The sequence below is a fragment of the Maribacter sp. Asnod2-G09 genome (genome assembly GCF_045063795.1).
In the GTDB taxonomy this organism is placed as follows: domain Bacteria; phylum Bacteroidota; class Bacteroidia; order Flavobacteriales; family Flavobacteriaceae; genus Maribacter.
Map to the genome: position 1 here is coordinate 394,784 of NZ_JBEFOA010000003.1, position 21,944 is coordinate 416,727.

Below are 21,944 nucleotides of genomic sequence, written 5' to 3' on the forward strand. Positions count from 1 at the left end.
ATAATTTAGCTTAGGTTTTATGGTGTGTTTTGTTGAAAATCACCTAATAACTACGCCTTATCTATTTATTTCAAAATATCTTCCTCTCTTTTGCGTTGAACTATAGCAAAATTTTAACAAAAAAATTTTCAGATACTATTTGTTTTCAAGAACATACAGCAAAAATCTATGAAGTTAAAACTACTTTTTATAACTCTACTCCTAGTGGGCGTAGGCAATCTAAATGCCCAATGGAGCAACGAGCAACGACAAATAGCCAGCGATAATGCAGAAGGTGATTTCTTTGGAGATGCCGTTGCGGTATCTGGAGATTATGCTATAATAGGCGCAAAAAGCAGTGATAAAAACGGAATTGGTAGTGGAGCTGCTTATATCTATGAAAAGACTATCGATGGTACTTGGAATGAAAGCCAAATACTTTTACCTAGTGATGCTGATGAATTCCACCGTTTTGGTGAATCTGTCGCAATAAATGGGAATATTGCAATCATAGGGTCACCAGGAAACACAGCTGTATATGTCTTTGAAAAGTCGGTCGATGGCTCTTGGATAGAATTACAAAAACTCATTGCTAGTGATGCACCCCGTGGTAACATTTTTGGTAACTCCATAGCAATATCGAATAACACAATTTTGGTAGGGGCTTCCAGGGATAATGGTTCAACGGGAGCTGCTTATATATTTGAGAAAAGTACTGATGGTACTTGGGTGGAAGTAGTTAAAATTATTCCGGAAGATGCTATTTATGGATATGGCTTTGGGATTTCGGTATCAGTGTCAAATGATAAGGCTATAATAGGCGCATTATCAGATGATGAAAGAGGTCGAGACAGTGGCTCTGCCTATATTTATGAAAAAAATGCAAATACATGGATTCAAACACAAAAACTCTTTGCAAGTAATAGTAGTAGATATAATAGATTTGGAAAATCTGTGGCCATTTCATCAAATGTTGCTATAGTTGGTGCCGTTAGCGATGTTTATATATTCGAAAAAGAAGCAACTACGGATTGGATTGAAGTTGATAAACTACACGACTATAGAAATGGTCAACTGGGAAATGCAGTAGCTGTTTCGGGCAATGTAGCTATAGTAGGTGCTTTATTAGATGATGAAGAAGCCCCAGAAAGTGGCTCTGCCTATATGCTACGTAAATCAGCGAACGGTCAGTGGGATAATATTCAAAAAATCAACGCCAGTAATGCTGCTTTGGGCGATAAGTTTGGCGGAGCAGTTGCTATTTCTGGAGATGATGCGTTAATAGGTTCTGCTTTTAAAAGTACAAATGGTCAAAACAGTGGTGCGGCATACTTTTTTAATTATACACCAACAACAAATCAGAAACCGCAACAAACTGCCTTTGGAACTTTAAATGTAGCGGAAAACAGTGATGATATTCTAAGGGATATCAATGCCACTGATGATACCGATACCGAAGGTAACGGACTCCGTTACATCTTTACCACAAAATACGGCTATGGTTTAGATAATGCCTTGTTTATGTTAACGGAAGATACGGGCATATTCTCATTTAAATATCGCCCTGATTTTGAAAATCCTCTTGACCATAATAAGGATAATATATACAACATTCAGGTAACGGTAACAGATAGTGGTGGATTTTATGCGTACACAAATTATACCATACAGGTAACCGATGTCAATGAAACCATCTGGGGCAATATACAAAGGGTATCGGCAAATGATTATTTATCCGGTAGTTGGTTTGGCAATTCCGTTGCCATTTCAAATAATTTTGCCATAATTGGCGCTAATGGGCATGATGATTTTGGCATAGAAAGCGGCGCTGCGTATTTATATGAAAAAGATACCAATGGCAATTGGCTTGAAGCTCAAAAACTAACCGCAAGCGACAGCAATACGTACGATTATTTTGGTAGTGCTGTTGCCATTTCTGGAAATACCGCTGTTGTAGGTGCTATTGGTAATGATGATAATGGAGATAGCAGTGGTTCTGCCTACGTTTATGAGAGAAACGCAAATGGTATTTGGTTAGAATCACAAAAATTACTGGTTGATAATGGTGCTACAAATAGTAATTTTGGAACCTCGGTCGCTATATCCCAAAATTATATAGTCGTAGGTACACACCATACGGACGCAAATTTAATAGATAAGGCATATGTATTTGAAAAAAGTGTGGATGGTAATTGGGTTCAGCTCCAAGTTTTTACCGCTAGCGATGCAGCCTTAGGTGATGATTTTGGAGGCTCGGTCTCCATATCAGAAGACCAAATTGTAATTGGTGCCGCACATAATGGAAGTAATGGTAATAATAGCGGGGCAGCGTATATTTTTGAAAAAGGTACAGATGGTTATTTTTCGGAAACACAAAAAATAGTTCCCAGTGATGCTTCTTTCAGCGATAGATTTGGTTCTTCGGTAGCTATTTCTGCAAATACCATTATAGTAGGTACCCCTGGCAATAATGATGACGGAGACGGTAGTGGGTCTGCCTATATATTTGAAAAAAATACAGATGGTAATTGGGAAGAACAAGAAAAACTGACGGCTAGCGATGCAGCTTCAAATAACTGGTTTGGTCAATCAGTATCCATTTCCGGTAATAGGGTAGTGGTAGGCTCAGATGAGAATGGAGTAGGTAGAGGTTCCGCTTATTTATTTGAAAAAGATACTAATGGAACTTGGTTAGAAATACAAATACTCGACTCTAGACCTAATGCAGGTTATGATAGTTTTGGCGGTTCGGTTTCCATATCTGGCGACGTGGCCGTAGTAGGCGCACGAAATGACGATGAATACGGCGCTCATACCGGTGCTGCTTATTTTTTTGGTGGCACACTTTCAAATCAAGCTCCTAGATTAGAAGCAAACGCAAGTGCATCCGTTGTCGAAAATACGACATCTATCGTACTGGATATCGATGCATCACACTATAAAGACACAGAGGGCAATGGTTTGGTCTATAGCCTTACCACCTTAAATAATGGTGGATTGGACAATGATTTTTTTACGCTAATAGGCGATACGGGTGAGCTTTCTTTCATCAACCCTCCCGATTATAGCGAACCCTTGGACAATAGTGCAAATAATACGTATAACGTTCAAGTAACGGTAACAGACAATGTGGGTCTTACAGCAACGCAAGAAATTGAAATTAGCGTTACACCGTCTAATCGTGCCCCGGTCTTATCTTCTACGGATTCTTTTGATTTTGATGTAAATGGTATCAATACAGGTTTTAAGGTTAATGCTACAGATGATAACGATTCAGAAGGTAATGGTTTGGTCTATAGTTTTACAATGGATGACAACTTAGGAGCGGATAATTCCTTTTTCAATTTAAACGACCAAAACGGTGAGTTTTCATTTATTACAATTCCGGATATCGATAACCCTTTGGATAATGATGGCAATAACGTTTACAATGCTCAAGTAACGGTAACGGATAGTGAAGGATTATCTGCCATTCAAAACGTTACTATTACTGTCATCGATATAACGGTTTGTACAAACAATCAAAGCATTAGCCCCAGCGATGCCATGATAAGGGATTATTTTGGTGGGTCTGTTGCCATATCGGGTAATACGGCCATTGTGGGAGCCAACGGAAACAGCGCAGCCTATATATTTGAAAAAGACGCTAATAACAATTGGGTGGAAATTCAAAAGCTTGAGGCCAGCGAAACCAGTTCATATAATGACTTTGGTATTTCAGTGGCCATTTCTGGCAATATAGCTATTATAGGTGCCTCTAACACGGATGATAACGGTACCGGTAGTGGTGCTGCCTATATATTTAAAAAAGATGCAAATGGCCTTTGGGTCGAAATTCAGAAACTTTTACCTAACAATAATGAATCTTATTATCGTTTTGGTTTTTCCGTTTCCATTTCTGGTGAAGTTGCTATCATTGGTGCCACAGGAGATAATGAAAAGGGCTTATCTAGTGGGGCTGCCTATATCTTCGAAATGGAATATAATGGCTCTTGGATAGAAACGACAAAGCTTACCGCTTTCGACGGTGGAACTTTAGATATGTTTGGCTACGCCGTATCCGTTTCTGGAAATAAGGCCATTGTGGGCAAATACAGCGAAAATGAGAATAACGCCGCTAATGGTGCCGCTTATATATTTGAAAAAGAAGTGGATGGCAATTGGATACATACTAAAAAGTTAACGCCTAGCAACAATGCTCGGGTAGATTACTTCGGCAGGTCCGTATCCATTTTCGATAATGTTGCCATAGTGGGGACAAATAATTCTTATTTGAACGATGGCAATGGGTCAGCCTATATATTCGAAAAGAGTTCTGACGGTAGCTGGAACGAAATACAGAAGTTAACCGCTAGCAATAGCAATAGATATGACTATTTTGGATATTCCGTAGCTGTATTTGGAGATGTGGCCATGGTAGGAACCAACGATGTATATGGTTTGGCTAAAAATTCCGCCTATATTTTTCAAAAAGAAGCTGATGGAACATGGAAAGAATCCTATAATCTTGTGGCCGAGGGTAATACCGGCGAAGATTGGTTCGGTTCGTCGGTAGCCATTTCTGGGAGTGCCGCCATTGGTGGTGCAGATAGCCAAGATAACGCTCAGATCTTTTCATGTATCTCTATACCTGATACCGAAAAACCAATTATTGTATTAAAAGGCGACGATCCCATTGAAATAAACGAAGGAGACACGTACTTCGAGCCTGGTTATTCTGCAACGGATTTGGTTGACGGAAGTCTAACGGATAATGTTATAGTAGGTATGCAAGATGTAAACCTAGGTCTAGCTGGCACGTATGAAATTACGTATAATGTTACAGATGAATCCGGTAACGCTGCAGATGAAGTCAGTAGAACCATTAATGTACTTGATGTACCTATGGATACCATTAAGCCCATCATTGTTTTAAATGGCAATAATCCATTAGAACTTTATGTAGGTGAACTATTTGTTGAAGAAGGTTATTTGGCAACCGATGATGTGGACGGTGATATAACCGACCTCGTAATGGTAGATATGACCGATTTAAATATGAATGTTGCGGGTACCTATAGCATTACGTACAACGTAAAAGATAGTGCTGAAAATGCTGCAATTGAAGTAGTTAGAACCATTGTCATTAATGAATTGATTAGTCCGCCGGTTCAACTAGCACCTAATGATATTAGTATACTTTTAAACTCGCCTTCTTGTCCTAGTTCTTCTAACGGAAGCATAACTATTACCAATGATAGCGAATATGATTTAATTGCTACACTCTCAGGTATTGGTAATGATGTAATAGTTATTGATGTGCCACAAAAAAGCTCGTATGTTTTCCCAAACTTACCATCCGGACAGTTTGTAGTTAATTTTGAAGGTTCAGATGCGGAAATTAACGCTCCTGAATTCAATGTAACAATTCCAGAATTGGAGGCTATAGGTATTACAAACAAGAAAATAGACCAAGGTTCTGCTTTAGGCCGCGTAAATGTTACCGGAAGCAAGTCATACCAAGTAAAGACCGATACTGAAATTTTAGTATTTGAATTTTTAAATACAGGTTTAAATAGTATTGAACTGCCGTTAAAGACTGGGCAGAATACTTTTGAAATAAAAGGAACTTCAGATTGTCAAGGAATTGAGATGGTTACCTTCCAGTTTAATGAATTACGTTTATTTCCAAATCCAGTTACTGATTGGTTATCGGTATCAGGATTTGAAGCCGAGGGCATGGTTACCATTTTAATAGTAGACGTATCAGGCAAAGTAGTTAAGCAAACAACACAATACCTTGAAAATGGAACGCTTAGAATAAATGTATCGGATATTATTAATAGAGGCGTTTATATATTGAGATTATCAGAAGATGAAAAAGAAAAGGTTGAATTTAAAATCGTAATAAAATAATAGTTGACAACCGACGAGATGTATTGAATAAACACTTATTATTACATCTTGTTTTAAAATTCATAACTCCTAATTATTCACGATAAAAATTAAATCTATATTCCTATTTTTACCAAAATCAAATAAAAGAATTTAATAGTATGAGCAAAACAAAACTAACCATAAATAGTAATGGGTCTGTAAAAGTAGAAGGAGATTTTGAAATTGTAGATAGCCAAGGTAATTCATATAACTTACAAGGTAGAACAGCGTTAGGTATATGTCGTTGCGGACTTTCTAATAACAAACCTTTTTGCGATGGTTCACACAGAAATCATTTTGAGCACGAAGCAACAGCTTTCGATTTACCACCAATGAAAAAGAAATAAAACATATGAATTATTGCTTTTTAATGGACTTCTCTCATAAAAAAGCAATAATAACTTTTTGTTCTATAACCTCCTGCGTTATGTAACTTTGCTTGGGTAAAAGCGAAGTTATTTTCTAAAATCTTCTTTTATTTTTTTCTTTCTTAAAAACTTTCTTCTAAAAATATAATGGAATACTTATTATTCGAGCCGACGATAGGAGGGGAGTGAAATGTGTGTGTGTGTGTGTGTGTGTGTGTGGAATGAATCATTTATAAACCTTATTTTTTTACAAAAAAGAATATTTTTCTAAATGCATTTGCTCATAATTATCAAATTATTTTATTCAAAAATTTGCTTGCAAATAACTTCAGAAAGCAAGTCAGTTTGTTAAGTGTTCCAGATTACGGAATCGGTTCATTGGTTGGTAATTTTTATATGCCAGATGAATGGGTAGCTATTGATGATTTGGTAAAATTAGTTGCTGTTCTGGTTGATACCATAGGTAATAAGGCAAGGTGATTGATTTCATCATGCTTTCTCGCGTGTCATTTTGGTTACATCGTTTTTTATAGGTTCAATAAAAAATGAATACTAAACCTATTGTTTTTGAAACAATCGCTATCTAACAAAAAAATCACACGGTCCGAGAAGTGAATTTACTGTCATATCATCTAAATTTTACCGAACAACTATTCCTATACGATAATGTATTACAACTTAAGTTCATAAAAATGGATAGCACTATAATTTTCGTGTTTTTGAAGAAATAGATGAGTTGCCAAAACTATCTGTACTGGTAACTTCTGCAGTGTAAAAAACACCTCTTGTTATTGTTATGGGTTCAAGGAAGGTATTAGTTAAGTCCTTTTCACTTATAATTTCGATATCAGCTTCAAGTATACGTATATCATAGGTAAGGACGTCACCATCTTCATCATTCCCAACCCAACTGGTGGTCATCGTGTTAGCATTGGAATCAAATTCAATAGTTATTTCTGCTGCATAGGGTACGTAATTGTCTTCTGAAATTCCAGGAGTAGTAAAAGAAAAAGTATCGCTTTGTACAGAACCATTTTCATTAGTTGAAATGATATACCATGAATACGTTTTAGCTTTTTGCAACAGAACCAATGTTTCTGTATTTGTAAAACTTTCTTCGTAAATCTCAGTGGTACCTTCCTGTATTTTTAGGGTATAATTATCAGTATTTGAAGAAGCTATCCATTCAACAAATACATTAATATTTAAAAGGTCATTCTCAATTTCTTCATAATCAGTACATATCTCCCCGTTTACTGGCAGTTTGGCAGTTGCCGTTGTAGGCTGAAGAATTTCCTGTTCGATAGGTGTAGTTGGTGTTGTAGGTTGTTCTCCATTATTGTCCTTTTTACAGGAACAGATTAAAATTAATGCAATGAAGGCCAATTTGTTACGGTATATGAACTCTCTCATAGGGTCTTAATTTTTAACGAATTTTGAAGTATAGTTCATAGCATTAATCTGTATAACATACATTCCATTATCTAAATGACCTACAGAAATCGCACCGTTACTATCTAATTTTTCTTCCAAAATTTTTCTTCCGACTATAGTATAAATTTGAACTGATACATCTTGGTCTACGTTTATAAAGGTGAGCTTGTCATTTGTAATTGTCGGATAAAAAGTAAGGTCATTATTCGTAACAATTGTCTCAATTATTTTACCTTGACAAGCATTTTCGCCGGTAATGGAAATATGGTTTTCTCCGTTGGAGAGTGGAACCGTTATGATCTCTGAATTTGTACTTGGAACATTAAACTTGGTTGTGACGTTATTCACCCTCACGCTATATGATTTACTACCACTAACTGTGTACACGATGTTGTTTAATTTACTATTGAAATTTCCTTTCTTACCAGAAATTCCTTCAAACTCGGTAACTGTAGTTAAATAGGTTTTGTTATACTCGGCAGAAAACCTTGATACATGAATGCTGTAGTTGCCAGCATTAAGGTTTTCAAGTTGCAAAGGACTGGTTGCCGAACGAACTTCGTAGCTTTCAATAGTACCATCGGGCATATCTACCTTAACTTCTAAATTTTGAAAATAAGTTGAGTGTATTTCTATACGACCATTGCTTGAACCCGGACAGGATGCTGACCGAACAAACACGGTAACGGCATCATTTGGTATACTATCACAACCCACCTCGTTTACTTCACCATTATGCCGAATATTTGACGAACATTGATCAATGTCATCAGTAATACCATCATAATCAGAATCTAATTCCGATAGTGCACACCCCTTATCATTAACTTCAAGGTTCAAGGGTGTCGTAAGGCATTCATCATTAGGATTCAAAACACCATCTTGATCATCATCTCTTTGTGAAAATGAGCACCCAACTTCATTAGCAGTTTCACCAACTGGTGTATTTGAACAAATATCAACACTATCTCTAATACCGTCATTATCTGAATCTGCAGGAACTTCTTGCACCGGCCCTTTCCAAAATCCATAACCTAGCGTACTAAAAACTAATTCATTGTCTATTAAGGCAATGCCGCTAACAAAGCGATTCTCCAAATTTTGGGAGATATCATATTTCAAATTTCCACCAATTGTCGAAACACTTAGATAATTACCAAAAAAATAAACCTTACTCTCAAAAATGTTAAAGTCATAAATAGTAGAGCCAAGGTTTCCTGCAATATTTTCTTTCAAGTCATCTCCGGTTAAAGAAGATTCATAAAAATTATTGACGGTAAGAATGTAAAGCTTATTATCATAAAACTCGATGCTGCGAATACGGTCGTTACCTACGCTACCGATATCCAATTGTTTTTCTAACCAAGTTACGCCATAATCGTTTGAAATTATTAAGCTATTAGCATTACCAATACCAACTATTGTATTGCCCTGTAAAACTGGTGAGTTATATATTGATGAACTAGTTTCAAAACCAAAGTCATGTTTTACCCATGTCACGCCCATATCCTCTGAAATTATTATTTCACTAGAACTTAAGAACGCAAAGAGTCTATTGCCATCAAAACTCAATGACCCTATTGATGTTAACGGGCCTACTTCATAAGAGTTATTGTACGTAAGCCCATTGTCTGTAGATACATAAATTTTCTTACCATATTTTGCGACTATATTATTACCAACAAATTGAACAGAACTAAAAGAATTTACCCTAAGAACTTCTTCCGGTAAGTTTCCATTCAATGTCGTCCAAGATACTCCACTATTCTCAGATTTAATGATGCCAATACCGGCCATACTAGATATCCATTCGGTTCCGTTAGAACTTACTGCTGTAGTAGACGAGGCTAATACACCGCTGTTATTTGCAACCCAGCTTACACCATTATCTACAGACTCAACCAACCCAGCAGTACCAGAAACAATTATTTTTGACCCTATTTTATATATGTCGCTTAAAGGTCTTCCGATACTGTCCACAACTACAGTAGTCCAAGTAACACCATTATCACTTGAGTATCGATATTCACCGTTTGAGTTTGTTATGTAAATTATATTGTCAAAAGACTTAATACTATTACTGCCAAACCTATCATAATACCGATATTCGAATGTTTCGAAATTATCTGTTGAATATATACGTGAATTGTTTGCTATAAAAACTCGGTCGTTATGGACAAAAAGATGTCTTATGCCATTTGGCCCAGCGTCAAATGGCACTTCAGACCAACTAGTACCCTCATTATCTGTAACATATATTTTCGTAAATGCTGCTCTGTACAGTTTATTATCAAAAAATAGTAGATCAAATGTAAATCCGTCTATTTGCGAATAAGGCTTGAAATTCCAATTAATACCGCCATCAACTGAAATATACAATCCAGTTTCTACTGAAAGAAAGAGTTTACTACCATCTGTTGCGATTCCTGTAACTTGAAGTGACTGGTCAAAAGTTAAATTAGTGTTGACCCAAGTTTCGCCAATATCAGTGGATATATACAAATTTTTACCTATGGTCTCAGTCTGAAGGAACAATGTACCATTTGCTTCAAAAAATGAGACTACATCGTATCCTATTGGAAGGTCATTTTGTATAGCATTCCAACTTTCACCGTTGTTCGTTGAACTATATAAACCACCAAGATCAGCTGAGATAAATAGCTTTGTTCCGACATTGATTATGGCTTCAAGTCTGCCGCCCTCCGGTTTTTCAAGTTGTTGCCATTGCCCCGCTATTGGGAGACTTAAAAAACCTAAAATTAGGAATACTATTAGTTTCTGCATATGGTACATTCTGATGAGAAGTTAGATTTTTAATATTAAACGATTGTAAAGATACTTTAGTGTAAATTTTCAATAAACTGAAAAATAACAAAATATTAACATTACACCAACTTTGTATAAAACTAAGACCGAAAAGAAAACCTAGAGGGTTAATTATAAATATTTTATTATGAATATTATATTATTTTTTGTTGGGCTAATAAAGATTCTTTGAAGATTACTGAAGATTAAGTTATTACAGACTATTTTCATTTATCTTTTAATTCGTCAAGAATTAATAAAAAACTGTAGTAAGCTAGGAACAAACTATATATAAATTGAACAGAATGAGATTTAGCAGCTGAAGTTTTGTAAAGAAAAATAAGCAATTTAAAAACATAAAGATTTATTTAGGTAATATATGTTGAAATTTAAAGACATCTATAAATACTGTTTGAAGAACTTGTTAAAGTTCTATTGGCTAAAAATATTATGTAAAATAGAAATTACGCTTAGCCAGATAAGGCAGTGGAAAAGTGGACTTAGAGAACTTGGGTAAAACTATAGGTGAGGGGAGCAGCCATATTTTTGGGGCACGAGAAAATACAAGCGACACAAGGAGCATTTGTTTTTCGGCGAGTTGATGCGGTGGATTATTAAGCAATATGTTACATCAAAGCACCAGTCAATGCTACTACTCGCGCCAAAATTATATTTGTCGTAAAATATATCGACTGAGCCACGGGATAAAGAGTGATTACCTTTTTTGGCGAAATGTAGCGCTGGCTGGCGTTTCTAAATTCCGATAACTATCGGAATTGTAAGCCTTGAATTCGTAGATTCATTAATACCTTTAAAAACAATAGAAAAGAATAAAGAATATCGTTAGTTTCACCAGCGGCATAATCTCGCTCAAATAATACTTTTCCGTATCAAGAAAAAAAGATAAATAAAAATCTTACGGGGATTACAATGTTGAAATCCTATTTTACATAATGTTAGGAATACATTAAAAAAAAATTCAAACAAGACGCGAGGTTAGCAAGGGCTAAGAAATTATCTCGCTATGCCAGCGCACCGTCTCACTCATATTTTAAAAGGTCAACCAGACCTTCCAAAATACCACCGTTGGCTGTTGCGGCAAGCTGACGAGAATACTGTAGAAAAAAATCTTGCACACGTTTCCTCGAATACTCAAATTTTAAATGATTCTAAAAAGGCTAGCTTTTAAATTCGTGACAAATAAGATTAGCCAGTGGCTGATATTATTTGGTGTCGAAATGAAGCGGGTGCCTTAATTAGAATATAGTTGAACTTACCGTAGTTTCGTTTTTACATAATTACTTTGTTATAATTCTCCTGCGGGATTTATAACGTAACTATGTAAAATAGCGCTGAAATGCGCTATACACGAAACTACTTCAATTGTACTATAATTTATATTATGTAAAATAGACTTTTTTAAGACCCCACTATTATATGCATATTTCATCGCAATTGTCAACATTCAAAAACTTAAGTTATTTTGGCATAAACTTATTATGATCAGACTTATCGAAATCTTTTTGTGTACCAGATTTCAGTTCATCTAGCTTTGCTTTTTCTTCTGCAGCTTTAATCATTTCTGGAGTTTCTTGTTCTTCACTTGCCCAAAATTTCCACCATGGTTTAGATTTCTTGGTCGTCGCCGGTGCTTTTTTCTTTACAGCAACTGGTTCTATTTTCTTAATGGTTTCTTTGACAACTTCTTTTGGTGAATTTATTGGCTTGGGTTCAATTGGTATAGCTGTAGCTGTTGGAGCTATTAGTATACCATCATGCAAAAACTTAAACTGTACTTTACTTGATGCCAATGCCTGAGAAATGGTTTGTAGCATCTCGTTCTTCTCAATCTGCTCTATGATAGAATTGCATTTATTTATTAAAGTTTCATTTTTAACAATAGCCTTACTTAATTTAAAGGTTATTTCACCACCAAAAGATTTACGTTGCAATATCATAAGCATAACCTGCTGAAAAGATGTATTTATATCGGTTACCAGTTCTTCTATATTTTTACTTTTTAGTTCGATACCATAGTTTTGCGCCTTATTCTCAGAAATCACAAAATTTTGATCAGATATATTTTCTGGTAATTTCTCTCCTCCCATGGCGACCACTTCCCCATTTTGGACCAAAAATACTTTATCTGAAATGGGGTCTTGCTGCGGATTCTCAAAGTACTGTTTTACGATCACTGGTAGCTTTAAACGCATCTCTGAATTAGAATCAATAGCCATCAACACACCCTTAAAAGGTATACCAACCATCAGCGTATCGCACTTCAGCTCTGCCGCAATTTTGATCATAAAATCCTTATCCAATATCTTTTCACTGGCGTATTCATTGCCTTCGACAAATAGTATTTTTGACCCCTCTGCATCTGTTATTTGATAGTCTACATCTATTGCTTTTAAATTCGCAAGAGCCTCTTTCTTTATTCCCGGAAATCTATTATACAAATCTGTTTCATCCAAAGCACTTTCATACACCATGGCATTACCGCTATCTTTACCATAAGCCACCACAGGAGCTATACTGTCATTAAATAAAAATTCTTTAAACTGTAGTCTTTCATCTTTACGGTAATCAGTTGTTTTTAAGATAGGTAATAAAGTCTCCATGAAAAGGTCATTTAATATTGTGATTATATATACAACTTTTGTATACACGTTTTAGTGTACCAACTCCCCTCTTTCAAAAAAATTGTCACTACCCTATTACATCCTAAATACCTAGCAAACAACAAATAGGCACAAAAAACCCGCTCATTTCTGAGCGGTTTTCATAAATATATACGGTTTAGGTTATCTGTTTAAAACATACTTTGCCACTTCTAATTCCAACTCATAACATTCTTCTATTTGGCGTTCTACATCATCCATACTTTCCATAATAGAAATATCGTTCATCCTTAAAATTTCCAATAACGATCCGGTACTATCCGCAGTACGACTTATGTTGGATTTTAAGATTTCTTTTTTCTGAAAGCGACTTTGGGTTTGCGGTTCATATAAATAAGATTCCATCTTCAATAACAATTCTTCTACCGATTTTCTTTTTCTTTCCAATTCGGATAAAACAGCTACTTTTTGGGAACTCAATGAAATTTTCATAAACCAATTATTTTATTGAATTAACGTGTCATTTTACAATTGATTGTGTTAAAAAATGGATTTTCCTCAAAAATTAGACTTAATACACAAAAAACCATATAAAGCTTTCAAACAAAAAAACCGCTCATTGCTGAACGGTTTCATATGTACTATGGAGAAAAGTAATTTCTCTTAGAAAAGCCCTTTCGCCTTATCAAGTAAGCTGCCGGCATCGCCACCAACTAAACCACTAAGACTTTCTAAACTAAAAGCGGAATCTGATGCTTCGTCAGATAAAAACTTTTCTTTAAGGCTATCTACCAAGCCTGGTGCTACATTACTAGCTTCTGCTTGTGCTTCTTCAGCATTCATGCCTTTGCTCTCTAGTATTTCAGCTAGTTTCCCTTTCAAATTTTGAACGATACCACTGTCTTCAGTTGCATTTCCGTCATTTGAAAACAAACTGGTTACTGCTCCTAAATCGCCAGCACCTACTTTTTCCATAAGTCCGTCTATTAGTGAAGATGCTCCCTCTTCCGCAGCTCCGCTAGTTGCTTCAGAATTTAAAGAATTTGCGCTCATTGTTTCTTGCAATTTTTCAATTGCCATTTGCTTTAATTGATCTAACATAGTGTTTATAATATATAGTTAATAATGGTATTACTTGTGGTTAACAAGGCGTTACAAGATTGCACTTACCTTGAGATATCTATAAAGATAGTAGGCATTTAATAGAAACGGTTGCCTAACTCCGTATTTGGGTTTTATACCAAATAAAAAGTCCATCATTGCTGACGGACTTTTTGAAGTTTATTCTATAACTCTAACGTTAACTGCGTTTAAACCTTTTTTTCCTTGGGTTAGTTCGAATTCTACTTCATCGCCTTCGCGAATCTCGTCAACTAATCCTGAAATGTGAACGAAATGATCGTTCGTTGAACCTTCTTCTGTAATAAAGCCGAAGCCTTTAGCATCGTTGAAGAATTTTACTGTTCCTGTACTCATAAATGTAATATAATTTGATATTAATAATTACTAGATAAGATGCAACTATGATGCCAAGAATTGAAAATTATCAAAATTTTATTTTCTAGCACTATCTTCATATGAGTTAATGCATGTAGCAGATTGAATAAAATATTTGCCACCCTAACCCTACTAGAAGAACCATTTTACAAGGAATTTCAAAAAAATTAGGATCACATAAATAAATGCTTTATTTTAGTATCGTAAAATAAATAGCGTGACGACCAAACCAAATTTTGTTCTTCTTTCTGAAAACAACACCTACTACGTAGAATACCTTATTGGGCATCTTGTTTTAGCGAACAGTATTACCGAAGCCGTTATTTTTGATTCGCAATCTCATGCCATAAAATTTCAAAAATACCTCTACAAGAATTGTAGCGTTCGCTTTTCAGTAAATACCTTTATTGCATAACTGCTATACCCTACCCTTCATAATAATGGTTAAGACCATTATGAATCAATACCCAATACTTAAGCAACAACTACACTCCAAAAAATAAATATAAAATGAAATACTTTGCAATACTTCTTCTTGTTACTACTATGATTTCTTGTGGATCTAACGATGACAAGCAAACACCTCTTGAGGCTATCGATTTTACCGCGATCAATGAAGAAGAGATAAATGCATATTTAATTGCTAACGAGCTGGAGTCACAAACCACTGCTTCTGGTTTACACTATATTATTGAAAACCAAGGCGATGGTGCAAAACCATCTGCGTCTTCTAATGTAACTGTAGCTTACAGAGGATATTTTCTAGATGGTGCTGTTTTTGACCAAAGCGCAGAAGGATTATCTATAGGTCTTAATCAAGTAATTGCTGGGTGGACAGAAGGTATTCCCTTATTTAACGAAGGCGGAAACGGCGTACTTTTAGTGCCATCTCACTTAGCCTATGGTAGTTTTGATTTTAATGGTATACCTGGTGGTTCTGTTTTAATTTTTGATATTGAATTGATTTCGGTTAATTAAACGAAAAACCATCAACTGACATCTTTGAAGTACGTATTTGCGTAACTGCACCAACTTGCTCGGTCCAAGCAAAATATAGGGTTTCTTCTACTATTTCCATTTGAGGAAATCCCGATTTACGAGAATCTGCCATTTCAGTTATCAATTGTTTTTTGGAAGTTGTTCCGTTTTTATTTACGATCATGGCATTAAATAATGCAGTTTTGGCATCAGCTTCCATCCAACTTACAACAGCTTGATCTTCATCCATCCAAAGCACATCTACTCTACCCATTATTGCACCTTCTGCAACGGAAACCGGCTTAGAAAATTCCGCACCTCCATCCGTAGAAAAAGCGATCTGTACTTTTTGTTTATTTGAAGCTCCCGTAAACCACGCTACTACCAAATTATTACCTAAGGCATCTACTTTTGGTCCGTTTACCGGACACCCTTTTATCTGCCAATCATCCTTATGTATTACTTTAGGTGCCGTCCACTCCCCTTTTACCTGACGCACAATACTAATATCACGGATTTCATCTTCTGAGCGATCACGATAGATCACAACCGGACCGTTATCTGTTATCGTAGCAGTCGTTTGGCAGCAATCGCATGTTCTGCTATCCAATTCATATTCTTCTAACAATTCACCTGTTGTAGAAACTACTCCGCCACGTAAGGTCATCGCCCCGCGTTCGCCTGCTTCATTTTCTACGGTATTTCTACCATCAAGCCAATTGACGAAGAAATTGCTATTATAAGGTACTATACTTACAAAGCCATGTTCTGTGGGTGTGCCATCGGTATGCAGGTCTAAATCGGTCTCCCAATCTGCTGCTCCCCTTGGCTTCACATTCATTTTTACATCATACGAATACGTACCCTCTGTGGATTTCTTTAAAACGTGAGACCATAAATTACCATTGTTTTCAGTAATCATAGGATAATCAGCCCAGTTGACAAACCAATCTGTACCACTATGTATTTTTTGCGCTTCTTGCCATTCGCCATCGATTAATTCTGAATACTGCATTGTCGCTACGGTATCATTAGAAATTTCTACCCATGAAAGCAAAGCAACGTCTTTATTTGACATGAGGTGTGGCAATGCACTAGCATCACCAGCAGGAGAAATCATTTCTAAAATCGTACTTACCGGTACTTTCGGTTGTATATTTTTAGATTCTTCTTTGCAACCAAGTATCAGACTTAATGCAATAAAAATAAAAAAGGTATTCGTTGGGTTACGCATTACTTTACCGCTCTAAGTTTTTCTATCATTTCAGGACTATCCCACTTCAATCCGCCATCAAAACGCAGCACCTGCTCCCCTACTTCATTATATATAAATGTTGCCGGCAAGGCACTCACATTTTCTTCTGCATAGACGCCGTTGAATTTTATAAATTCTAATTGAAATCCGCGTGCTTCCTTAAACTTATTGATCTTTTCTACAGACTGATCAGATGCAAATAGAAATACATAATTATCTTTTTCTAGTATCGTCCGAGCTTTCTCCATATCTGGCATTTCTTCAATACAAGGTCTGCACCAAGTCGCCCAATAATTCAATAACACACGTTTACCTTTGTAATCGCTTATTTCTATAGGATTACCTTCTAAATCTTCATAGGTTGATGTAGAAACCTTATCTGCAATAGCCTCTATGGCTTCGGGTGCTGTTGTCTTTGTTTTTTGTTCTTTACAACCAACCAATACAACCCCTAAAATCAAAAAATATACTATTCTTAAATGCATATTCAAATATACTATTTAGCACTATGAAACCGATATGCTTAGAAACAAAAAAACCGCCTAATAGGCGGTTTTTTTTATCATATACGATACGTATTATTGTACTTCAACCAATTCTAATTCGAAGGTTAAATCTTCACCAGCTAATGGGTGATTTGCATCAACAACGATATCATTTTCATTTACTTCTGCAACACGTAATTGTCTTTCGCTACCATCTGCATTTGTTGCCATAAGTGCCATATCTACTTTTGGCTCCATATCTTGTGGTAAATCTGATTTTTGAACAGTTTGAAAAAGCTCTTTTTGCTTTTCACCGTATGCATCTTCTTTAGCGATAACGATAGTTTTCTTATCATTAACTTCCATATCAAGCAATCCTTTTTCAAAACCTGGTATTAAGCTACCTTGTCCTAATTTTACATCTAATGGCTCTCTACCTGCTGAACTATCAAATGTTTGACCGTTGCTTAGTTTACCTGTGTAATGTACTTTTACCTGACTATCTGCTTTTACTTTACTCATACTATTAAATTCTACTATTTAACTTAATTGAGGTGCAAAGGTATTATTCTCAGTAGGGAATAACGAAGATTATGGCAAAACCTTCCCTTTTTAGCCTCTTCTTAACATTAAAAGCCTAAAAACAGGGTCAAATACCTTTAAATGAATACCTTATTCGTCTTCTTTAATAGCATTTACGTTACCATTATACTGAATAGCATTTCTATTTGCCATGTTTACAGAAACAACACTTGACTTGTTCGGATAGATATCAATATAAATAGTATACCGATCAGATGTGTCACTCACTTGAAAGCTTATGGTATACTTTTGTTTATTAACATTAAATTCTTGAATGTAATTTTCGGGGAATCCGTTGAACTCTATTCCCGTAGTAGAACCGTAACCACCACCAAATTGGCGTTCTCCATAATAAGGCAAGTTTGCTGATACACTATCGCCAAAAATCTTTAGGTAATTACCATTACCCATTAAATCTATACGTGAAATGGTACTACCGGGTGGAATGAGTCAGCTATTTGCAACCGCATTTAAACTCTGTGTAACTGTTGGGTTGGCAGATGTTGCTATAAATTCTATTTGTTTTGACGCTACTAAACTATGAATAGCATGAGAATCGCTAATGACCGTTTTTGTAGCGGAACAGCCAAACAATAAACTAAAGACAAATAGTATTATAAAGGAGCTTTTCATAAGTATTATTATTAATCACCTAATACCCCACGAAATCTATGCCAAAATACGAAAGTTAATCTTCAAACTCCTCTTCTTCAAATTCGGTATTAACCAAAACCGATTTCTTGAAATTAAAGTTTCGAGATTCTTTATATAATGCCTTGATTAATCGTTGACGCTTACGATCAGAAATATCTAAGGTATCCAATCCTCTAATTTTTTCTTGTAGTGCCGCTCTATGAAGCATTACTGCTGTTTCATAATTAGGTTCGAATTGAAACATCACCGGACCTTCGTCTTCTTCTTTAGGGTTTACTTTTGTAGAATCGTTCGTTTGAGAGTACAACAAACCTGTACAGAAAAATGTGCAGCATATAGCTAGCTGCATAAAAATTTTCATATGTATTGCATTAGTGTTCTACGTCTAAATTAGTAACATTTTTTTTAAATGATACATAAACATGAATGTTATAGGAAAATAATGCTGTCTTTTACCAATTACCTAAGAAATAGGTATTTAAACGTACTGTCTTAAATTTACCGGTTTTCTAAATTTTAAGGTATATTCCATAAAATCAAATTCTAGTTCAGAAGTTTCCCGAATATGAAAATTGACCATTTTGTACTGCTCAGGCAATACTTCTTTTGTTGACCTTAAAAATTCTAACAGCTTCTTGTTTGCCTCTGAAAGTTTTGAAATCTTATTTTTTAAATACACTTTAGTTTCAAATAATGCCACAGTAGAAGGTTCATATAAATATGAATCTACCCTAATTTTAAAATGTTGAATAGTGTTTTTACACCGTTCCAATTTTCCTAAACACGAAGATTTATCCTTTACATTTTCCATGGCTGTAGATTTAAAAATGTTATTGTGGGAATTTTACTTCAAGATAAGAAAATAGGAGTATATTTAAGCTATGTTTCTGTAAGTTTAACTTTACCTTAAATACAACACATTTTAGCTAACCTTGTAGAAACAAAAGGATTAATAAACCTTAACTCTTACAGCAATAAATATTAAGATTTTTTTAATTGTAAAGCGTTGCTGAAATGAGTACCTTAAACTAAACTTTTAGCTTATGAATATCAATTTTGAATACGACGATGTAAAAGCAAGCAACCGATTAGAGATAATGGCTGCTGAGAAATTAGAGAAATTATTGGATAAATTCGACTTTATTGTAAGATCCGATGTTTTCTTTAAAAAGGAGAATACCTCTTCCCCCGATTCAGGTATGGTATGTAATATACGCTTGAGTGCACCAGGTCCTCGCCTGTTCGCACAGTCGTCTTCTGGTAGTTTTGAAGCTGCAATAGCCTCATCTATTGAAGATTTACAACGACAATTGGAAAAAAGAAAAGCAAAAATGCAGTCTCATTAGACTGCATTTTTTTTTATTGTTTTATGTTATCTTCAGAAACCGTGTGATTGGCAATCACCGTTTGAACCCGTTCTGAAAATGGGTTTTTCTTCAACTCTTGTTTTAAGCGCTTTCTTCTTGAATCAGAAATATTAATAGTATCTAATATTTCTTTCATTCTCAATTGATATGCGATACGACTCTGCTTTAATGCCACACGCTCAGAAGCAGTTAGCACATAATCAGACTCGAATTGATTTAAAAGCATACGTTGTTTTACTCTAGCATCTGACTGCAAAGAGTCTTGTGCCTGGGCAGTTTGCATGCTCAAAATACAGCATAGCAAAAAACCACAAAAAATGGTTAGTTTTTTCATTTTAATAGCTTGTTCTACTTTAAAATTAAGCTAAAAATTCCGATTTCCCTTTGAATATGAAATAAAATAGTAGTTAATCGGATAAAGAAGGTCGTTTGTCCAATTTGTACAATAAGCCTAAACCACCCGTTTAAAACGATTGATTTTCAATATTTTAAACAAGCATCTTAAAAATACACCACAATTTTGCTAATTTGAATAAAGCTGCTGAACTCTGTTTTTTAACAGGGATACAGGTTAATTTGACAATCTTTTTTTTAAGGTTACTATTTTGAGTAAAAACAGCTATTAAGAAAGAGATTGTTTTTCAAATTTGCCATAGTATTGAATTCTTAAATAAATTGGTGTCATTTCACCAACATTATAAAGAATTGAAATAGGTAAAGTCAATTTTTAATACCTTTGCATCTTGAAATATTATATATGATAGTCTGGATTGTTTTTATTGCTTTTGTACTTATATTTCTTGCATTAGATTTAGGTGTTTTTCATAAAGATGAACATGTTATTAAATCTAAGGAAGCAGGAATCTGGACTGCCATTTTTGTTACCGTAGCATTTGCCTTTAGTGGCGTTATCTATTGGTTGTTCAGTGCAGAAATTATTGACAACCCAACAGGGTTAACACCCAATGATGCCGTACTAAAGTATATTACCGGTTATCTTATTGAACTTTCACTAAGTGTTGACAACGTTTTTGTAATTGCCGTTATATTCTCTTCATTTAAGATTCCGCCATTATACCAACATCGCGTATTGTTTTGGGGTATTCTTGGTGCAATTGTATTTAGAGCATTGATGATATTTTTCGGAGTTGCTCTAATCACCAAGTTTGAATGGATCATTTATGTGTTCGGTGTATTCTTATTATATACAGCATTTAATATGCTAAAAGGAGATGATGATGACTTTGACCCTAAAAACTCTTTTGTATTTAAACAAATTAAGAAAATATATCCTGTTACCTCTAATATGCATGGTCATGATTTCTTTATAAAAAGAATGGGTGTAAATGCCGCAACTCCCCTATTTGTAGCCCTTATTGTTATTGAACTTACCGATATTCTTTTCGCTTTAGATAGTATACCTGCGATTCTAGCCATTACAGCTGATCCATTTATCGTCTTTACTTCGAATATCTTAGCTATTTTAGGTTTGCGTTCTATGTACTTTTTAATCTCTAGAATGCTAGAGAAATTTAAGTACATCAACTACAGCTTGGTCGTTATTCTTGCTTTTGTAGGACTAAAAATGTTATTCTCTCATTACATACATTTACCTGAATGGGTATCGCTAACTGTTATTTCAGTGGCATTGGTATCGGGAATTTTAGCGTCAATGCTAATTAAGGATAAAGAATAGCTCTTTTTAAAGCTATTTTAAGATGTTACTTTTCCGCTAGCTTAGCGTCGATAATCGCCATGGCATCATTGACCGTTTGCATTTGATCCATGTCATCATTTTCTAAGCGAATGTCGAAAGCGTCTTCTACATCTAGTACAATATCTACAAGATTTGCAGAATTGATATTTAGATTATTCATGAAGTGACTGTCTTGCTTAATATCAGTAATCGCTACGTCTTCGGGAAGATATATTTTAATGATATCTTTTAATTTTTGGTATTTTTCTTCTTTAAGCATATATAAGTTCAATTAAAATACTCTTTG

22 protein-coding genes are annotated in these 21,944 nt (G+C 35.1%); 7 read left to right on the forward strand and 15 right to left on the reverse strand.

Annotation, left to right across the window (positions count from 1 at the left end):
- Window positions 1-168: 168 nt before the first annotated feature.
- The 3 genes from ACJJVT_RS05665 to ACJJVT_RS05675 all read left to right on the forward strand — a co-directional run bounded on the left by ACJJVT_RS05665 (window position 169) and on the right by ACJJVT_RS05675 (window position 6,743).
- Window positions 169-5,874, forward strand: coding sequence for an immunoglobulin-like domain-containing protein (locus tag ACJJVT_RS05665; RefSeq protein ID WP_405397147.1), 5,706 nt, complete (start codon window positions 169-171; stop codon window positions 5,872-5,874).
- Window positions 5,875-6,014: 140 nt separating this feature from the next.
- The gene (locus tag ACJJVT_RS05670) at window positions 6,015-6,242 is read left to right on the forward strand and encodes a CDGSH iron-sulfur domain-containing protein (RefSeq protein ID WP_027067135.1); all 228 of its coding nucleotides are present in this window, start codon (window positions 6,015-6,017) and stop codon (window positions 6,240-6,242) included.
- A 333-nt stretch (window positions 6,243-6,575) separates the two neighbouring features.
- Window positions 6,576-6,743 (forward strand): hypothetical protein, encoded by a 168-nt coding sequence (locus ACJJVT_RS05675; RefSeq protein ID WP_405397148.1) that lies wholly within the window; start codon window positions 6,576-6,578, stop codon window positions 6,741-6,743.
- A gap of 222 nt (window positions 6,744-6,965) precedes the next feature.
- On the opposite strand, the gene ACJJVT_RS05680 is transcribed toward ACJJVT_RS05675, so the two are convergent.
- The 6 genes from ACJJVT_RS05680 to ACJJVT_RS05705 form a co-directional block, all read right to left on the reverse strand.
- Window positions 6,966-7,676: a hypothetical protein gene (locus ACJJVT_RS05680; protein ID WP_405397150.1), complete on the reverse strand. Its 711-nt coding sequence runs from the start codon at window positions 7,674-7,676 to the stop codon at window positions 6,966-6,968.
- 6 nt (window positions 7,677-7,682) lie between these two features.
- On the reverse strand, window positions 7,683-10,481 hold the full coding sequence (locus ACJJVT_RS05685; RefSeq protein WP_405397151.1) for a T9SS type A sorting domain-containing protein: 2,799 nt from the start codon (window positions 10,479-10,481) through the stop codon (window positions 7,683-7,685).
- Window positions 10,482-11,980: 1,499 nt separating this feature from the next.
- Window positions 11,981-13,123: a DUF1444 family protein gene (locus ACJJVT_RS05690; protein ID WP_405397152.1), complete on the reverse strand. Its 1,143-nt coding sequence runs from the start codon at window positions 13,121-13,123 to the stop codon at window positions 11,981-11,983.
- 183 nt (window positions 13,124-13,306) lie between these two features.
- The gene (locus tag ACJJVT_RS05695) at window positions 13,307-13,603 is read right to left on the reverse strand and encodes a hypothetical protein (protein ID WP_405397153.1); all 297 of its coding nucleotides are present in this window, start codon (window positions 13,601-13,603) and stop codon (window positions 13,307-13,309) included.
- 183 nt (window positions 13,604-13,786) lie between these two features.
- Window positions 13,787-14,224 (reverse strand): hypothetical protein, encoded by a 438-nt coding sequence (locus tag ACJJVT_RS05700; protein WP_405397155.1) that lies wholly within the window; start codon window positions 14,222-14,224, stop codon window positions 13,787-13,789.
- Between the two features lie 180 nt (window positions 14,225-14,404).
- Window positions 14,405-14,599, reverse strand: coding sequence for a cold-shock protein (locus tag ACJJVT_RS05705; protein ID WP_276492808.1), 195 nt, complete (start codon window positions 14,597-14,599; stop codon window positions 14,405-14,407).
- A gap of 238 nt (window positions 14,600-14,837) precedes the next feature.
- On the opposite strand from ACJJVT_RS05705, the gene ACJJVT_RS05710 reads away from it, so the two are divergent.
- Window positions 14,838-15,035 carry a hypothetical protein gene (locus ACJJVT_RS05710; RefSeq protein ID WP_299317330.1) on the forward strand — a complete coding sequence of 66 codons (198 nt, stop codon included), beginning with the start codon at window positions 14,838-14,840 and terminating at the stop codon, window positions 15,033-15,035.
- Between the two features lie 95 nt (window positions 15,036-15,130).
- Window positions 15,131-15,598 (forward strand): FKBP-type peptidyl-prolyl cis-trans isomerase, encoded by a 468-nt coding sequence (locus ACJJVT_RS05715; RefSeq protein WP_405397157.1) that lies wholly within the window; start codon window positions 15,131-15,133, stop codon window positions 15,596-15,598.
- Here ACJJVT_RS05715 and ACJJVT_RS05720 read toward each other — a convergent pair.
- The 7 genes from ACJJVT_RS05720 to ACJJVT_RS05750 form a co-directional block, all read right to left on the reverse strand.
- Window positions 15,591-16,832, reverse strand: coding sequence for a hypothetical protein (locus tag ACJJVT_RS05720; protein ID WP_405397158.1), 1,242 nt, complete (start codon window positions 16,830-16,832; stop codon window positions 15,591-15,593). The two genes, ACJJVT_RS05715 and ACJJVT_RS05720, sit on opposite strands and share 8 nt — an antisense overlap.
- Complete coding sequence (locus ACJJVT_RS05725; RefSeq protein ID WP_405397160.1) at window positions 16,832-17,338, reverse strand: TlpA family protein disulfide reductase; 507 nt, start codon at window positions 17,336-17,338, stop codon at window positions 16,832-16,834. Before ACJJVT_RS05725 ends, ACJJVT_RS05720 begins: the two co-directional genes overlap by 1 nt.
- Window positions 17,339-17,431: 93 nt before the next feature.
- Window positions 17,432-17,860 (reverse strand): peptidylprolyl isomerase, encoded by a 429-nt coding sequence (locus tag ACJJVT_RS05730; RefSeq protein WP_405397162.1) that lies wholly within the window; start codon window positions 17,858-17,860, stop codon window positions 17,432-17,434.
- A 150-nt stretch (window positions 17,861-18,010) separates the two neighbouring features.
- Window positions 18,011-18,367, reverse strand: a complete 357-nt coding sequence (locus tag ACJJVT_RS05735; protein ID WP_405397534.1) for a DUF4251 domain-containing protein — start codon at window positions 18,365-18,367, stop codon at window positions 18,011-18,013.
- Between the two features lie 3 nt (window positions 18,368-18,370).
- Window positions 18,371-18,553 (reverse strand): hypothetical protein, encoded by a 183-nt coding sequence (locus ACJJVT_RS05740; protein WP_405397163.1) that lies wholly within the window; start codon window positions 18,551-18,553, stop codon window positions 18,371-18,373.
- A gap of 55 nt (window positions 18,554-18,608) precedes the next feature.
- Window positions 18,609-18,935 (reverse strand): hypothetical protein, encoded by a 327-nt coding sequence (locus ACJJVT_RS05745; RefSeq protein WP_405397164.1) that lies wholly within the window; start codon window positions 18,933-18,935, stop codon window positions 18,609-18,611.
- Between the two features lie 117 nt (window positions 18,936-19,052).
- Entirely contained in the window at window positions 19,053-19,385 is a 333-nt protein-coding gene (locus ACJJVT_RS05750; protein WP_405397166.1) for a hypothetical protein, read from the reverse strand.
- 232 nt (window positions 19,386-19,617) lie between these two features.
- Between ACJJVT_RS05750 and hpf the strand changes: the two genes are divergently transcribed.
- Window positions 19,618-19,920 carry a ribosome hibernation-promoting factor, HPF/YfiA family gene (gene hpf / locus ACJJVT_RS05755; protein ID WP_405397167.1) on the forward strand — a complete coding sequence of 101 codons (303 nt, stop codon included), beginning with the start codon at window positions 19,618-19,620 and terminating at the stop codon, window positions 19,918-19,920.
- Window positions 19,921-19,933: 13 nt separating this feature from the next.
- Here the strand turns inward: hpf and ACJJVT_RS05760 are convergent, their stop codons facing one another.
- On the reverse strand, window positions 19,934-20,275 hold the full coding sequence (locus ACJJVT_RS05760) for a hypothetical protein (protein ID WP_405397168.1): 342 nt from the start codon (window positions 20,273-20,275) through the stop codon (window positions 19,934-19,936).
- A 423-nt stretch (window positions 20,276-20,698) separates the two neighbouring features.
- Here ACJJVT_RS05760 and ACJJVT_RS05765 point away from each other — a divergent pair, with 423 nt between their 5' ends.
- Window positions 20,699-21,637, forward strand: a complete 939-nt coding sequence (locus tag ACJJVT_RS05765; RefSeq protein ID WP_405397169.1) for a TerC family protein — start codon at window positions 20,699-20,701, stop codon at window positions 21,635-21,637.
- A gap of 25 nt (window positions 21,638-21,662) precedes the next feature.
- Here ACJJVT_RS05765 and ACJJVT_RS05770 read toward each other — a convergent pair whose 3' ends face one another.
- Window positions 21,663-21,917 (reverse strand): acyl carrier protein, encoded by a 255-nt coding sequence (locus ACJJVT_RS05770; RefSeq protein WP_405397171.1) that lies wholly within the window; start codon window positions 21,915-21,917, stop codon window positions 21,663-21,665.
- Between the last annotated feature and the right edge of the window lie 27 nt (window positions 21,918-21,944).

Coding starts and splice junctions, on each gene's coding strand:
- ACJJVT_RS05725 (WP_405397160.1), bottom strand. CDS start 17,338: ATGCATTTAAGAATAGTATATTTTTTGATTTTAGGGGTTGTATTGGTT.
- ACJJVT_RS05750 (WP_405397166.1), bottom strand. CDS start 19,385: ATGGAAAATGTAAAGGATAAATCTTCGTGTTTAGGAAAATTGGAACGG.
- ACJJVT_RS05705 (WP_276492808.1), bottom strand. CDS start 14,599: ATGAGTACAGGAACAGTAAAATTCTTCAACGATGCTAAAGGCTTCGGC.
- ACJJVT_RS05770 (WP_405397171.1), bottom strand. CDS start 21,917: ATGCTTAAAGAAGAAAAATACCAAAAATTAAAAGATATCATTAAAATA.
- hpf (WP_405397167.1), top strand. CDS start 19,618: ATGAATATCAATTTTGAATACGACGATGTAAAAGCAAGCAACCGATTA.
- ACJJVT_RS05700 (WP_405397155.1), bottom strand. CDS start 14,224: ATGTTAGATCAATTAAAGCAAATGGCAATTGAAAAATTGCAAGAAACA.
- ACJJVT_RS05765 (WP_405397169.1), top strand. CDS start 20,699: ATGATAGTCTGGATTGTTTTTATTGCTTTTGTACTTATATTTCTTGCA.
- ACJJVT_RS05740 (WP_405397163.1), bottom strand. CDS start 18,553: ATGAAAAGCTCCTTTATAATACTATTTGTCTTTAGTTTATTGTTTGGC.
- ACJJVT_RS05670 (WP_027067135.1), top strand. CDS start 6,015: ATGAGCAAAACAAAACTAACCATAAATAGTAATGGGTCTGTAAAAGTA.
- ACJJVT_RS05720 (WP_405397158.1), bottom strand. CDS start 16,832: ATGCGTAACCCAACGAATACCTTTTTTATTTTTATTGCATTAAGTCTG.
- ACJJVT_RS05715 (WP_405397157.1), top strand. CDS start 15,131: ATGAAATACTTTGCAATACTTCTTCTTGTTACTACTATGATTTCTTGT.
- ACJJVT_RS05690 (WP_405397152.1), bottom strand. CDS start 13,123: ATGGAGACTTTATTACCTATCTTAAAAACAACTGATTACCGTAAAGAT.
- ACJJVT_RS05685 (WP_405397151.1), bottom strand. CDS start 10,481: ATGCAGAAACTAATAGTATTCCTAATTTTAGGTTTTTTAAGTCTCCCA.
- ACJJVT_RS05665 (WP_405397147.1), top strand. CDS start 169: ATGAAGTTAAAACTACTTTTTATAACTCTACTCCTAGTGGGCGTAGGC.
- ACJJVT_RS05760 (WP_405397168.1), bottom strand. CDS start 20,275: ATGAAAAAACTAACCATTTTTTGTGGTTTTTTGCTATGCTGTATTTTG.
- ACJJVT_RS05730 (WP_405397162.1), bottom strand. CDS start 17,860: ATGAGTAAAGTAAAAGCAGATAGTCAGGTAAAAGTACATTACACAGGT.
- ACJJVT_RS05680 (WP_405397150.1), bottom strand. CDS start 7,676: ATGAGAGAGTTCATATACCGTAACAAATTGGCCTTCATTGCATTAATT.
- ACJJVT_RS05745 (WP_405397164.1), bottom strand. CDS start 18,935: ATGAAAATTTTTATGCAGCTAGCTATATGCTGCACATTTTTCTGTACA.